Source organism: Chryseobacterium sp. 27AL (assembly GCF_057815395.1).
This window is the reverse complement of sequence record NZ_JBYRIW010000013.1, coordinates 62,581-77,865: the sequence shown is the minus strand read 5'-3', so window position 1 is coordinate 77,865 and position 15,285 is coordinate 62,581. Positions and strand designations below refer to the sequence as shown.

At 34.8% G+C, this 15,285-nt stretch carries 11 protein-coding genes; 2 read left to right on the top strand and 9 right to left on the bottom strand.

The features are described from left to right. Positions 1-5 precede the first annotated feature (5 nt). A complete protein-coding gene (locus AC3WV0_RS15370) occupies positions 6-1,124 on the top strand; it encodes an outer membrane protein assembly factor BamB family protein (RefSeq protein ID WP_488846984.1) in 1,119 nt (372 codons plus the stop codon). Here the strand turns inward: AC3WV0_RS15370 and AC3WV0_RS15365 are convergent. The 4 genes from AC3WV0_RS15365 to rpiB all read right to left on the bottom strand — a co-directional run bounded on the left by AC3WV0_RS15365 (position 1,121) and on the right by rpiB (position 5,882). After that, complete coding sequence (locus AC3WV0_RS15365; protein WP_488846983.1) at positions 1,121-2,053, bottom strand: S66 peptidase family protein; 933 nt, start codon at positions 2,051-2,053, stop codon at positions 1,121-1,123. The two genes, AC3WV0_RS15370 and AC3WV0_RS15365, sit on opposite strands and share 4 nt — an antisense overlap. Next, complete coding sequence (locus tag AC3WV0_RS15360; RefSeq protein ID WP_488846982.1) at positions 2,050-2,736, bottom strand: LysE family translocator; 687 nt, start codon at positions 2,734-2,736, stop codon at positions 2,050-2,052. Before AC3WV0_RS15360 ends, AC3WV0_RS15365 begins: the two co-directional genes overlap by 4 nt. Before the next feature lie 200 nt (positions 2,737-2,936). Next, positions 2,937-5,090 (bottom strand): ribonuclease R, encoded by a 2,154-nt coding sequence (gene rnr / locus AC3WV0_RS15355; protein WP_488846980.1) that lies wholly within the window; start codon positions 5,088-5,090, stop codon positions 2,937-2,939. 357 nt (positions 5,091-5,447) lie between these two features. Continuing rightward, positions 5,448-5,882 carry a ribose 5-phosphate isomerase B gene (rpiB, locus tag AC3WV0_RS15350; RefSeq protein ID WP_312902062.1) on the bottom strand — a complete coding sequence of 145 codons (435 nt, stop codon included), beginning with the start codon at positions 5,880-5,882 and terminating at the stop codon, positions 5,448-5,450. Positions 5,883-6,519: 637 nt separating this feature from the next. On the opposite strand from rpiB, the gene AC3WV0_RS15345 reads away from it, so the two are divergent. Further along, positions 6,520-7,710: a phosphoglycerate kinase gene (locus tag AC3WV0_RS15345; protein WP_488846979.1), complete on the top strand. Its 1,191-nt coding sequence runs from the start codon at positions 6,520-6,522 to the stop codon at positions 7,708-7,710. 51 nt (positions 7,711-7,761) lie between these two features. Here AC3WV0_RS15345 and AC3WV0_RS15340 read toward each other — a convergent pair whose 3' ends face one another. The 5 genes from AC3WV0_RS15340 to AC3WV0_RS15320 form a co-directional block, all read right to left on the bottom strand. After that, the gene (locus AC3WV0_RS15340) at positions 7,762-9,513 is read right to left on the bottom strand and encodes a hypothetical protein (protein ID WP_488846978.1); all 1,752 of its coding nucleotides are present in this window, start codon (positions 9,511-9,513) and stop codon (positions 7,762-7,764) included. Between the two features lie 161 nt (positions 9,514-9,674). Further along, positions 9,675-10,496: a class I SAM-dependent methyltransferase gene (locus tag AC3WV0_RS15335; protein WP_488846976.1), complete on the bottom strand. Its 822-nt coding sequence runs from the start codon at positions 10,494-10,496 to the stop codon at positions 9,675-9,677. A gap of 114 nt (positions 10,497-10,610) precedes the next feature. Beyond that, positions 10,611-12,473 carry a tRNA uridine-5-carboxymethylaminomethyl(34) synthesis enzyme MnmG gene (gene mnmG / locus AC3WV0_RS15330; protein ID WP_488846975.1) on the bottom strand — a complete coding sequence of 621 codons (1,863 nt, stop codon included), beginning with the start codon at positions 12,471-12,473 and terminating at the stop codon, positions 10,611-10,613. A gap of 236 nt (positions 12,474-12,709) precedes the next feature. Then, the gene (ybeY, locus tag AC3WV0_RS15325; protein WP_488846974.1) at positions 12,710-13,120 is read right to left on the bottom strand and encodes an rRNA maturation RNase YbeY; all 411 of its coding nucleotides are present in this window, start codon (positions 13,118-13,120) and stop codon (positions 12,710-12,712) included. Positions 13,121-13,124: 4 nt separating this feature from the next. Beyond that, the gene (locus AC3WV0_RS15320; RefSeq protein WP_488846973.1) at positions 13,125-15,284 is read right to left on the bottom strand and encodes a patatin-like phospholipase family protein; all 2,160 of its coding nucleotides are present in this window, start codon (positions 15,282-15,284) and stop codon (positions 13,125-13,127) included. Between the last annotated feature and the right edge of the window lies 1 nt (position 15,285).

The window sequence follows — 15,285 nt, the reverse complement described above, 5'->3', positions numbered from 1 at the left end:
AACCTATGAAATTTAATTCAATTTTTTATTTTCTTCTATTAATATCTTCACTGAGTTGTTCTTCTTCTGATAATGAATCTCCAATAACAGATGATCCGAATATAATGAAAAATATGATGTTCATCGGTGGAAACAACGTATATTATGCTTTTGATTCTGGAAACGGTATATTAAAATGGTCTTTTCCAGTTATAAGTGGAACTTTTCAATATAGCACCGCTTTTATTAGCAATAATGTATTATACGTTGGTTGTACTGATACATATTTATATGCTCTTGACGTAAATAATGGAAGTTTATTATGGAAATATAAGACAAATCAATCGATTGAATCAGGTGTTTTCGTGTCCAATAATACTGTCTTCTTTGGCAGCGACGATGACAATTTCTATGCATTAAATGCTACAACTGGAGAATTAAAATGGAAATATACCACCGGATTTAATGTTAGTTCTAGCCCCATCGTTTCCGGAGAAATTGTCTATTTTGCTAGTGATGACGGTAATATTTATGCATTAGATCAGAGTAGTGGAAATCTAAAATGGAAATATTATGTCGGTGATATTTTTAATTCTTCTTCAGCTTCCATAATTCAGAATAATCTATATATAGGAAACAGAAATGGCAATCTGTATAATGTCAATAAACTTACCGGTGAATTGATTTGGAAAAAACAACTTGGAACCTCAATGGAGTATTCTTCTCCCACTATTCTAGATGGATATTTATATACAACTGATAAAAATTCTTTATACAAAATAGATGCTTCAACAGGAAATATTATTTGGCAATCTTTTAATTCCGCTGGTTATTCCAGTAGTCCATATGTAAATGAAAACTCTATTTTTGTCAATTCTAGCTCAGGAAACATCATTGCTGTAGATAAACAGACGGGCAATATTAAGTGGCAAAAAACAATTTATTCTAATAGTTCAGAAGCTGTCACTACAAATTCTACCGTTTTCGTTGGTGGTGGCGGTTCAAATTTTATATATGCCTTTTCTGAAAACGATGGCACAGAACGATGGAAATATCCAATAAATTCAATCGTTACTTCTGCTCCTGTAATCATCAATAGAGATGGAAAAATATGTTATCCAAGTAAATCTGGAGGCAGAGATTAATAAAATTTTACCTTAACCTTATCCTCAACCTCTAATTTTACATTTCCGCCGATAATCAAAGGCCTGTTGTCTTTAATATGACCATTCGGAAAACCAAAAACTACCGGAAAATCATATTTTGAAATTCGGTCAGAAATTAATTTGTAGGCAAATTCGTCGAAACTGTCTTCATAGTGAGTGTTTTCCTTTTCATTACCCATATTGGTCATACCCCCGATTATTAAGCCTTTAATTTTTCTGAAAACGCCTGCAAGCTCCAAACTCATGATCATCCTGTCGAGTGCGTAAAAATTTTCACCGATATCTTCTATGAATAAGATTCTGTTTTTAAACTTAAAAGAATAATCCGTCCCCAGAAGCGCATAAATCAGTGCTAAATTACCTCCGATCAATTGACCTTCAGAGAATCCCATTTTGTTTAAATCATGGAATTTAAGACCATATTCCAGGCTTTTGCCATTTAATAGATCAAAAATGAGATCATAGCTTTCTTCAGTAACTCCGAAACTTGACGTTTTAATAGTTTGCCCATGAATCGAAGCAAATCCATGTTTCAGGAGATAGCTTTGGATCACCGTATTATCAGAATATCCAATGTACCACTTAGGATCTTTCCTGAATTTTTTAAGGTCAATACTTTCCAGCAGATGTTGACAACCATAGCCGCCTCTGGAAGCCCAAACAGCGGAAATTTCGTTATCATTTAAGGCCCAGTTGATATCTTTAATGCGTTCTTTTTCTGTTCCGGCGTAATGATAACCATTGGAAAAATTACTGTAAAGATGTTCCCCTAAAACCGGTTCATATCCTTTATTTCTGATCATCCCAATCCCTTTTTCAAGCTGGGAAGGTTCTACTGCGCCGGCTGGGGAGATGATGGCAATTTTATCGCCTGTACGTATTGATTTCGGGAATATTATTTCTTTCATTTCTGTCTTTGATATTTTACTTCGGTCTTTTCTGCCTCTTCAAGCCTTTTGTCAAACTGATTGAATTTTTTGAAACTCTGTAAAAAAATAAAGAAACTGAAGACGATAAGTATTCCGCCAACGATTCTTCTGATTTTGTTTGCGAGTTTTTGGGTGAGTTTATCATGAAATTGTTTAGCAAGGAAGATCTTGGCTAAATCAATACAAAGATAGGTAGCAATGACAATTCCAATGTATAAAATAAAATTTCCGGTATCGGGATACTGATTTCTCACGGAAATTACCGTTACCAGCCAGAATAAAATTACTCCCACATTCAGAAGATTGAAGAAAAACCCATTGATAAAGGTTTTAAAATAATTCTGACTGATAAATTTTTCTTCCCCCGGAATATGCATTTTGGTTTTGGTAACCATCATTACAATTCCATAAACAAAGATCAAAATGGCTGTAATTCTGTAAAAACCGGGATGTTTGTCGATCAAAGTTACAATATCTGCACTCGCATAATAAGCGGCCAGTATGCAAAGTAAATCTGCCGAGATGACTCCGATATCCAAAGCTAATGCATGTTTCGGGCCTCTGGAGAAGCTGGTTTCGATCAGAAGGAAAAATATCGGTCCTATAAAAACGAGACTCAGCATGAATCCTAATATGACTGCAGATAATATAAGTTCAAACATCAAGTAATTTTTTAAATGAAAATCTGAATTTTCATTCATTTATACAAATTTAAACTTTATGATTTAATTATTCAATAACTCAGGATTTAAGAAAAGATTTATTTAAAATAATTTCATATAAATCATAAATATTTTTAACCATAAAAACAAAATTCCGTTTCACCATACTTGTAAAACGGAATTCCTATTTAAATTTTTTATTAGTCTACAATCTTAAAATCCAACTGTTTCTGAATCAGATTGGCTTTTACGACCTTGATCTGTACCTGATCTCCCAGCTGATATCGTTTTCCGTGTCTCATTCCGTAGACGGCGTGGGTTTTGGCATCATAGGAATAGGAATCATCAACAAGATCTCTCAATTTAATCAAACCTTCTGCACCATTTTCAGGAATTTCGACCCAGAAACCGAATTCTGCGACTCCTGAAATCACACCATTGAAAGTTTCACCCAAATGTTTTTCCATAAATTTCACCTGCATGAATTTGATGGAATCTCTTTCCGCATCAGCAGCCAGACGCTCCATAGAGCTGCAGTGCTTTGCTTTCTCTTCCAGCTCAGCTTTATTTGGTGATTTACCTCCATCGAGATAATGCTGCAACAATCGGTGTGCAATAAGATCCGGATAACGTCGGATAGGAGAGGTGAAGTGGCTGTAATAATCAAAACCAAGTCCGTAGTGACCGATCGGTTCAGTAGAATAAACTGCTTTGCTCATACTTCTCATGGCCAGCGTTTCAATCATATTTTCTTCGCCTTTTCCTTTGACGTCGTGTAATAATCTGTTCAGAGATTCAGCTACTTTTTTACTGTTGGCCAGATCCATTTTGTAACCGAATGTTGAAACAAAATCTCTCAATGATTCTAATTTTGCAGGATCCGGATCATCGTGAACCCTGTAGATAAAGGTATTTTGAGTAATGTCTCCTTTTTTATTTAATGAAACAAATTCAGACACTTTTTTATTCGCCAGTAACATAAACTCTTCAATCAGGTGATTTGAATCCTTACTGATTTTAAAATATACTCCGATCGGCTCATTATTTTCATCAAGATTAAATCGTACTTCACTTCTGTCGAATGTAATAGCACCCTTTCTGATGCGTTCTTCACGCATAATCTTTGCAAGTCTGTCCAGAACATTGATTTCTTCCTGTAAATCGCCCTGTTTTGTTTCAATTCTTTCCTGGGCTTCTTCGTAGGTAAATCTTCTGTCGGAATGAATAACCGTTCTACCAAACCATTGTTTTTTAATTTTGGCGTCATCATCCAGCTCAAAAACGGCAGAAAATGTGAATTTATCTTCGTTTGGACGAAGTGAGCAAACATCATTACTCAATACTTCAGGAAGCATCGGTACCACGCGATCTACCAAATACACAGATGTTGCTCTCTGATAGGCTTCATCATCAAGAATCGTCCCAGGAACTACATAATGCGAAACGTCTGCAATGTGAACACCAATTTCCCAATTTCCGTTTTCCAGTTTTCTGATAGATAAGGCATCATCAAAATCTTTAGCATCTTTAGGGTCAATGGTAAAAGTTGTGATCCCTCTCATATCCCAGCGTTTTGCTACTTCTTCATCACTGATGCTACGGTCGATTTTGTCGGCGTCTCTTTCTACTTCTTCAGGAAATTCATATGGTAATCCGTATTCTGCAAGAATGGAATGGATCTCTGTTTCGTGCTCTCCGGGAGCTCCGAGTACCTGTATAATTTCTCCTTCAGGATTTTTATCCCCCGGTTTCCATTCTGTCATTTTTACCACGACTTTATCGCCATCTTCAGCACCTCCGAATTTTCCTTTTGGAATAAAAATATCAGTATTAATGGTCTTTTTATCACAAACCACAAATCCGAAATCTTTATGAGCAACAACCTGGAGCGTTCCCACAAATTCTGTTCTTGTTCTTTCAAGAACTTCAAGCACGGAGCCTTCCAGTTTTTTTCCTTTGTATGTGTAGGTAACGATTAAAACTTTATCGCCCTGTAAAGCATCTTTTACATTTTTTGAATGGATAAAGATGTCATCTTCCAAACCTTCAACATTCACATAGGCATTTCCTGACTGGTTAAAATCGATGATTCCGGTAAGCGTTCCTTTAATATTCAGGTTGACAATATATTTTCCTTTTTCTGTTTCCTTTATTCTTTCAGCAGCCTGCAGTCTGTGCAAAGCCTGTATTACGAGTTCCCGCTGTCTGGGATTTTTATAATCAATTCCGTCTGAAATTTGTTTGTAATTATATATTTTCGTGGAATTCTCATTCATAAAACGCAGGATCAGTCTTCCGATTTCCTGTAGTTTATGATCATTTTTCTGACTTATATATTTTCTTTTTTTTGGCATTTTTTAAATTTTAATTATTTGTGTGTATTTCGGTCACTTTAATCTGCAATTGGTAAATCTTTACAACAATTATATATCGGCAGAAACCAGTTTACGAGAATATCACATATGTTCCAAAGCCTATGTATCAAGGCAACATCAATTTTCCTTCCAACTTTTCGGTGGTCAGAATTTTTAGTTTTGTATAAATTTAATACAAAAATGGAGAAGTGTGGGGAAAAACCTTTTATTAAATATGTTTTAATATTTATAACAGGTTTAGTGGAAATGACAGGATGGTAAATCCTGTCGGACGTTGCAAATATACAAAATAAAAAATAAATAAGGCTTGTAATTTGATTTACAAGCCTTTATATTTTAGCAATATGTTATTTTATCAACTCTGTTCTGATGTCTTCCGCCTTCGAACTCTGTTGAAAGGAATTTATCTACAATTTCGATAGCCAGTTCTTTTGAAATGAATCTTGCCGGTATTGAAATCATATTGGCATCATTGTGCTGTCTCGCCAGGGAAGCAATTTCAGGCATCCAACATAGCGCGCAACGAATTTTCTGATGCTTGTTGGCGGTAATCTGTACTCCGTTTCCGCTCCCACAAAATAAAATTCCCAGCTCATTTTCTCCGTTTTCCACTGATGTCGCCGCAGGATGTACAAAGTCCGGATAATCCACACTGTCTGTGGAAAACGTTCCAAAATCCTGAACCTCAAACTTTTCTGAAAGATAGTTTTTCACAATCTCCTTATATTCAAAGCCAGCATGATCGGCCGCCAGCGCAATTTTTCTTTTCATAACTGTTCTATATAGTCTTTTTAGATTTATTTCATAACAAAGGTAAGAATAATAACAATGAGTGTTAGTCTTTCGGGAGTAAATTGTGAAAAGCATTGTGAATAACTGTGGATAACTCTGGTAAAATAAATGTTTCGTAACATTGGGAAAATTTGTAATGAAAACTTCGACCAAAAAAAATGTTAAAATTTTCAAAAAACTTTTTTGCAGGAATTCTTGAGTTTTTCCGGAAATCACTTATCAATAAAGGGAATTGGGGAAAAGTTATCAATAATTGTTAGTAACGAAGTGAAAAATCAGATTTACAATAATTTATAATGTAAATAAAATGTGAATTGAATATAAAATTAAGTGTTATGAAAATTTTAACAAAAACTTATCCCCTAAATTCACAACACTCAACAACAATGACGTATTCTTTTTTTTAAGAAAGAAAAAATTGTTGATAGCTGTTTGTTGGGTTTGCGGGAAACTTTTCTGAAAACTTTTATCGGGTTGCGGCAATTCAAAAATTTTAAAATCTTACATTTGTGAAAGTAATTCAACGATAGAAATGGAGCCGGCTGGCAGCAGGTTTGTAATGATCCTGTGCTGACAATCGGTTTCAGAAGACTGAAGAAATAATATAAATGTACATATGAAAACAATCAATGATTTCAATTTTAACGGGAAAAAAGCGCTCGTAAGAGTAGATTTTAACGTTCCTCAGGATGATCAGCTTAAAGTAACAGATAATACCCGAATTGTAGCGGTAAAGCCTACGGTTGAAAAGATTCTCCAAGATGGAGGGGCTGTAATTCTTATGGCACACCTTGGAAGGCCTAAAGGAGAGGTAAACGACCAATTTTCGCTTAAACATATTGTAGAAGAAGTATCTACTGTTTTGGGCCGTCAGGTTAAATTCGTTGATGAATGCATAGGAGAAAAGGCGGAGCAGGCTGCTGCTGATCTTCAACCCGGTGAAATCCTTTTACTGGAGAATCTGCGTTTTCATAATGAAGAAGAGAAAGGAGATGAAGCATTTGCTGAAAAGCTTTCAAAATTAGGAGATGCTTATGTGAATGATGCCTTTGGAACTGCACACAGAGCTCACGCATCTACAGCTGTAATTGCTCAGTTTTTTCCTTCAACTAAATTTTTCGGTTTGTTAATGGCTAAAGAACTTCAAGCGATTGATAAAGTGTTAAAATCCGGTGAACGTCCTGTTACAGCCATACTTGGCGGATCTAAAGTTTCTACAAAAATTACAATTATAGAAAATATTCTTCCAGCTGTAGATAATTTAATTATAGGTGGTGGAATGGCTTTTACATTCATTAAAGCTCTTGGCGGAAAAATCGGAACTTCACTGGTAGAAGAAGATAAATTACCTTTAGCTTTGGAGATTTTAGGAAAAGCAAAAGAACATAATGTAAAGGTTTATCTTCCTAGTGATACGATTGTTGCTGAAAGTTTCAGTAATGATGCAGAGAGAAAAGAATCTGATATTTATGCCATTCCGGAAGGTTGGATGGGAATGGATGCAGGACCAAAATCAAGAGATCAGTTTAATGATGTTCTGTTGGATTCTAGAACAATTCTTTGGAATGGTCCGATCGGTGTTTTTGAAATGTCAAATTTTGCGGCAGGAACAATTGCCCTTGGTGACAGCATTGCTGAAGCAACGAAACAGGGAGCTTTCTCTTTAGTTGGAGGAGGGGATAGTGTTGCTTTTGTAAAGCAGTTTGGGTATGCTGATAAAGTGAGCTATGTTTCTACAGGCGGAGGTGCGATGCTGGAAAGTCTGGAAGGTTTAGAACTTCCTGGTGTAGCTGCGATTAATAATTAATAAATGAGAAAACATAAGAGGCTGTCCGAAAAATAGGACAGCCTCTAAATTCTAATATTCCACTACCAAAAAAGTTTTTACACCTAAAAGTTGACTCCATCCACCAATACTTTGTACTTCAACATGAAGTTTATCATTATTAGACACAAAATACCCTCTCTTATCATTTAATTCTAGCTTATTGGAAGTATTTAAAATTCCCGTTGCTATTTCATCGGACATATCAGTATTATAGACTTTAACGTTATAGCTTAAACCTCCAAATCCTCCTTGCCAAGCTTTATCAAAGATGATTTTTATAGAATGAATGGGAACATTAGGAAGATTAAATGTCACTAAATGCTTATATTCATTATTGTCTTGGCCAAGATCAGCATAAATTCTATCTTGCACCATACCGGTTACCTCACTACCATCATTCCTGTATCCTTTACTGATGATTTTTTTACTGATTTTATAAAAATCACTATTTACGAAAAATGTATCTCTTCCAAAAGGTCTGTAATAAGAATTTAAACCACAATTTTCGAAAATATATAGAGGATATCCGCCAGTATTAACCACCTCATTACACAGGCCGCTATTGATAATATCTAAATCTGGACACGTGTTGATGAATTTAATCTTAGTGGGATTTAGGTAGCTATTTGCATTATTAATTTCATGCTTAAACTTGAAATTTCCATAATTAGTGCAATTATCAAAAATAAAACTACCTCTTCCTTTCAAATCTACCGTATATGTTGAAGAATTTAGATTGAAACCACCCATCCCACAATTATCGAATTTTGCGGAGAAATCTACATCTGGATTTTCAATTTTGATTAATTTTGTATCTCCTCTAAGCTCAAATCTAACACCATACATTTGTAAATTTGGACTATTTCCTGCGCCAAAAAAGTTTGGATCTGCTGCACTATTTACTTTAAATATTACAGTATTCGGGTTATTATTACCAATGATTGATCCCTGAAAATAGGATATTGTACTTCCAGCGTAAAAATCAAAAACTGTTCCTATAATACTTTCAATTTCAGTAGAATAAAATCTCCAGTTTACCGCCTGAGGATTATTCAGTTTAAAAAGAACCGCATCTGAATCACCTTCGAGAATCTTACAATTTCTAAAAGTTACTTCCGACATCATTTTGTTTCCTGATACATCAAGAATTGTTTTGAAGTCTTTGAAATAGCAGTCAGAAAATATAATCGATTGAGGATTTCCTCTTGTTCCTACTTCAGCATTCATAAATTTTCCTATAAAATTAGAAATAAAGGAAATATTGCTGAAGGTTGTATATCCGAACATATCTATATTATCAAATAAGAATTTTTCTGATTTTGGCTCGAATGAAATTATAGTATTTTGAAATCCTTCTCCCTCAAAAACAAATCTACCTCCATAAAGATCTGATGTAGAGTCGATGATTGTATCATCTATTATAAAACTTCCTGTAGGAAGTTTTATTTTTAATGGTTCTCTCCAAGTTAATGAAACAGGAGATAAGTTATAAGCAAGTTTTATTACATACTTTAGCAGGTTTGTTATATCAAGTCCATTTGCGGCATTACGGTCAATAAAATTATTTAAGTTAATTACATTATCGTGAAATACCGATCTGTAATAATATCCATTATTTTTGATGTATATGTTATTACCATTGGCAGCTATTAGATTGTCATCAATAAGTGCCCCATTATGATCGTGAGTTACTCTTTCATAATTTAATGTCTCTTTGGATCTCGGATTGTAGGTTACTAAAACTTCCGGTGTTGCTGTTAATGTTTGATAAATTGTTTCCATAATATTTTTAATTTTTATCTGAATCAAAAATATAACAGCCTTACGACAAAACTTGACGTATAAAAAATTATATAAAAAAACTCATAAAATTTATGAGTCTTGAAATTTTGAAAGGAAAATACAAAAATACGACCTTCAGAAATAGGTTAAAAATCCATTTTCTACTTTTTTTCGATAATATATATCAAACTTGAAAATTCGTTCGAAAAAAGTGCTTTTACGTTAGAAATTGTTCCAAAGATCATTGCTTTTAGCCAAAATAAGGAAGATTTTTGATATTTTTCGCTCAACATTGAGATGTAGTATGAATCAAGAACCAAAGGTTTGATTTTTCTTAATTTCCAGTTTGGCTTTTTACTAATTAAATTTTGCATTCCATTTTTTGTGAAATGATAAACATGTCTTGGCACATCGTAAGCTGCCCAAAATTCTTTATAATGTAAAGCATCATAAGAAGTAGGGTTGGGAACAGCAATAATTAGTAACCCTTTATCTTTTAATTTTTTATTAAAAACTTCAAGCATCTCATCCTGGTTTTCAATATGTTCGAAAACATGCCATAAAGTGATTGCATCCAGACTGTGATCTTCAATGCTATCGATATTATCCAGGATTTTTGCTTTTGACAATTTGCTTGCTGCAGCATTTCTGGCATCAGCATCCGGTTCAAATCCGAAGACGGTAAAATCATTTTCTATATACTTTACGAATTCACCTGCTCCACAACCGTAATCTAAAACTTTTGAATCTTTTTTAATTCTGTCCAGAAGAATTGTTTTCTTGTATTGAAGATTGAATGATTGCAAAAATTTATACAGTTTTTCCTTTAAGCTTCCTGAATCCTGATGATGGGAGATATAGTCTTCACTTTCATAATATTTGGAAATATTTTCCGGAATAGGGAAGGTTTTAAAAACTCCCTTTGTTTCAGTTTCTTTAATTTCAAATATTTCCTGTGAAAGAAAATGATCTTTAATTTTCATTTTATTTGGTTTCTAAGATAAATAAAATTAAGATATCTATTGCTCATAATACGTTGATAAATACCTTAATTTTCGCTTTAAATTTATTTATGTTTCACGTGAAACATTTATCATTTAACGGCCTAAATAGACCAGTAAAACATTAATATCGGCTGGTGAAACACCACTAATTCTTCCTGCCTGAGCAATTGTTTTCGGTTTCACTTTAGACATTTTTTGTTTTGCTTCTGCAGAAAGACTTGAAATTTTTGAGTAATCAAAATCTTCCGGGATTTTTATATTTTCTAATCTATTTAGCTTAGCAACGTTTTCTTTTTCTTTTTCAATATAGCCTTTATACTTGATATTGATTTCAGCTTGTTCTCTAATCTCATTGTCATATTTTGATGCATAATCCTTAATGGGCTCAATATTTTCAAGTTTTTCTAGTGTCATATTAGGCCTTGTAAGAATCTGAGATGCTCTGTAAGCCTGATCAACAGGGCTACTTTCAATAGTTTCAAGGATAGGGTTGATGATTCCCGGTTTTAAAGACATTTCTCGTAGAAAGCCTTCAAGTTCCTCGCTTTTAGCGACTTTCTCTTCAACTCTTTTTAATCTCTCTTCTTTTGCTAATCCTAGCTCAAATGCTTTTTTTGTAAGTCTGATATCGGCATTGTCCTGTCTTAAAAGAAGTCGGTATTCGGCTCTGGAAGTAAACATTCTGTATGGTTCTTCGGTTCCTTTTGTGATGAGATCATCAATTAATACACCTATATAAGCTTCATCCCTGTTAAGGATAAATTCATCTTTTTCATGTACTTTGTTATGTGCATTTATACCTGCAATTAAGCCTTGTCCAGCCGCTTCTTCGTAGCCTGTTGTACCATTTATTTGCCCTGCAAAATATAAATTATCGATGAGTTTTGTCTCCAACGTATGCTTCAATTGGGTAGGAGGGAAGTAGTCATATTCAATAGCATAACCAGGACGGAAAACTTTTACATTTTCAAAACCTGGAATATGTTTCATCGCTTTTATCTGAACATCTTCAGGAAGAGAAGAGCTGAAACCATTTACATAGATTTCTACTGTTTTCCAGCCTTCAGGTTCTACAAATAGCTGATGTCTGTTTCTCTCTGCAAAACGGTTGATTTTATCTTCTATACTCGGACAGTATCTTGGGCCTAAGCTTTGAATAGTACCATTAAACATCGGGCTTCTGTCAAATCCTTCACGTAAAATATCGTGTACTGTTTCGTTTGTATAAACGATGTGACAGCTTAATTGTTTAGTTAATTTAGGAGTATCTAAATAACTGAATTTCTGAGGATTTTCATCTCCTTTTTGTTCTTCCATTTTGGAATAATCCAGGCTTCGTCCATCCACTCTTGGTGGAGTACCGGTTTTCATTCTTCCGGCTTCAAAACCTAAAGAAACCAGCTGTTCGGTTATTCCGAAAGCTCTTGGTTCACCCATCCTTCCTCCTCCGAGTTGTTTATCACCAACGTGAATGAGTCCATTAAGGAAAGTACCGTTAGTAAGAACTACAGAACGGCTTTTTATTTCAATTCCCAATGAGGTTACTACTCCTGCAACTTTATTATTTTCTACAATAAGCTGTTTTACCATGTCCTGAAAAAAGTCAAGATTAGGTGTATTTTCTAATGCTAAACGCCATTCTTCTGCAAAAAGCATTCTGTCATTTTGGGTTCTTGGAGACCACATTGCAGGACCTTTAGAGAGGTTCAGCATTTTAAATTGTATTGCAGATTTATCTGCAACAATTCCTGAATATCCTCCCATTGCATCGATCTCACGAACGATTTGTCCTTTGGCAATACCTCCCATGGCAGGGTTGCAGCTCATCTGTCCAATGGTCTGCATATTCATGGTTATAAGGAGCGTTTTTGAACCAAGGTTTGCGGCTGCGGCTGCGGCTTCACATCCGGCATGACCTGCACCAACGACTATTACATCATATATTTCTGAAATCATCTTTATCGCTTATTTTAAGCCTTAAATTTTAATCTTTTTTACAAATGTTTCACGTGAAACATTCTGTTAATTTACAGTCTGAAATCGCCTGTAATGTGCCTGTTTTAGCCCCGATCGCAGCATTTGTCTGAGCTCATTTTCTTTTTAAAAAAAGAAAATAGCGAGTGCGGAGAGCGGGATCAAGCTCCTGAAAAAATATTGAGAAAGTAATATTATATTTACTGTTTTCAAAATTCTCATTTGCTGTATTTTGCTAAATAATAATCTTCTTTGCTTCGCATTAATTGTTCTTCTTCTTCAGTTTTATCTTTATATCCTGAAAGGTGAAGAACACCGTGCGCTAAAACTCTTCTTAATTCTTCTTCGTAATCTTTAAATAGAGTAGAAGCGTTATCTGAAATGCGCTGCAAAGATACGAAAATCTCTCCGCTTATCGTTCTACCTTTCACATAGTCAAAAGTAATGATGTCTGTGTAGTAATCGTGCTGCAGATAATCCTGATTCACTTTCAGTAAATATTCGTCGTCGCAGAAGATATAGTTGATTTCACCAAGTTTTTTTCCTTCTGAAAGAATGATCTCTTCCAGCCATAATTTGTAGTCTGAATTAACAGTTTCGGATAAATTTTCGTAAAAGAATTGTATCATTGTATTAAAACCAGTGTCCTAAAATTACACTGAATATGCCTTTTTGATTATTTTTAAGTGAGTGACTGAAGTTTATCTTAATCTGCCCAAACGGAGATTTGTATCCGGCAGTGAGCCCCATTGAGCTGTAATTTAATTTTACGGCATCTTCAAAACTGATATCGTCTGAAAGGTTGGCAAAAGAAAAGTTTCCGCTTATAAAGTAGTTTTTGTTGAATTTGAACTGAAGATCATTAGAGATGAGAATAGCATTGTTGCTGTTGAGCTGACCAAAATAGAATCCGGAGAAACTTCTGAAATTAATAATATTCTGTTCAAATATTCCTCCTAATCTGTATTGATAAAATTGTGGGAGATTTTCGCCAATGGTAATTCCGCCATACAGATTAAGCCGGTAAGCAAATTGCCGGGAAAGCGGAATATTGATTCTGATATCTGCTTTTACCTGTACCAGTCTTTTTTCGACTGCCGATTTCAGCAGATCAATTACTTTACCCTCTGCATTAATATAAATCCCACGGGTAGGGAAGTCCTTGTCATTTTGAGTATCGCTTTTTAGGAATACATATGGATTAAGAAAACGGTTAATACGTAGGTTGTTCCCATTAGCTTCGGCCTCGAAATAATCATGGCTGATTCCTGCTCCAACAGCAAATTTGTCTCTCCAGATAGATTGTATGTAAGCTTCATTGCGCAGCCAGGTCCACTGATCTACTTCATAATTATTGATGTCTTTTAAATTGAATCTCATTCCTGAAGAATAAATTCCAAATCCGGGTATATATCCGTTATCTATAAAATAATTTAAATAATACCTGGGTTGATCTCCTACAATAACATCCAAGGAAAGATTTGAATTTCTAAATAAAAGACGTTTTGCTGAATAGTTTACAAGAAGTCCCGTTTTAAATATCTCATCATAATGCAATCCGAATTTCAGAAAATGGCGCGCATTGTCTTCAGTAACGTATAATTTCAGATAATTTGCATTATTTTCTGAAATGATATCGTAATTGATAAATTTGTAGTTATTGGTGGCTACAAGCTTATCGATCTTCTTGTTAATACTTCCGTATGTCTGCATGGAGGGAAGACGCAAACCCATTTTTCCCAGTACGTAATTTTGGCCGTAAATCCGGCCTCCTTCTATCGAAACACTGTCTATCTTATAAACATTGGAATATATAGGATTTATACGCTGTCTAAGGCGGTCAAACGGGCGTTTTGGAAGCTCATCCAATATTCTGGAATATTTAAGTCCTTCTGCATAGCCGCTGTCTAGAATTTTTTTCTTTTCGTCGTAGCTTGTTGCGGTCATGCCTTTAAGATTAGGCTTAATATTGATATCGGTGTATTTGTATTGTCTTCTGGTATCTTTTTTAATTCCAAAATCAATAACCTGGTTTAAGATGGAGATAATATTTCCCAAATCTTCTCTTTTCGACAGATCCTGATTGAGATCTACTCCAATGACGATATCGATTCCTTTGTCTTTTAATGGTTTTGAAGGATAATTGACACTCATGGCGCCATCAATATAAATACTGTCTCCTATTTTTACGGGATCCATCAACGAAGGGAAAGCAGAGCTCGCCATAATGGATTGCACAAGGTCGCCTTTTTCAAATATTTTCATATTGCCGCTCTCCAGATTGGTAGCGACACACATGAAAGGTATTGGAAGCTTCGAGAAATCGTTTATGTTTGATACATTTTTAAAAAGCTCTTTTAATAGGTAAACATTTTTCTGTCCGGTGCTTATGGAAGAAGGGAGTGAAATTTTACCATCTTTAAGAGGAATGCTGAGCAAGTACTTGTCGACAGATTTATTAAAGAAAGTGGTTTCCTGCCGGGTTGCCTTGGGATCCAGGATCAATGAATAGAAATCGGTATCCATTACGATTTTCTCAATTTCTTTTCCCGAATATCCCGAAGCATAAAGCCCACCGACGATAGCACCCATACTTGTTCCGGCGATGTAATCTACCTTTACTCCCAATGAATCCAGCACTTTAAGCACGCCTACATGAGAAAATCCTTTAGCTCCTCCACCGGCAAGTGACAATCCGATTTTAGGATTTTTCGGAATAACAAGATCTTTCTTTATCTGAGCAGGAATAAAAAATATCTGAAATGCCAATAAAAGGATCAGAAGCTTTCTCATA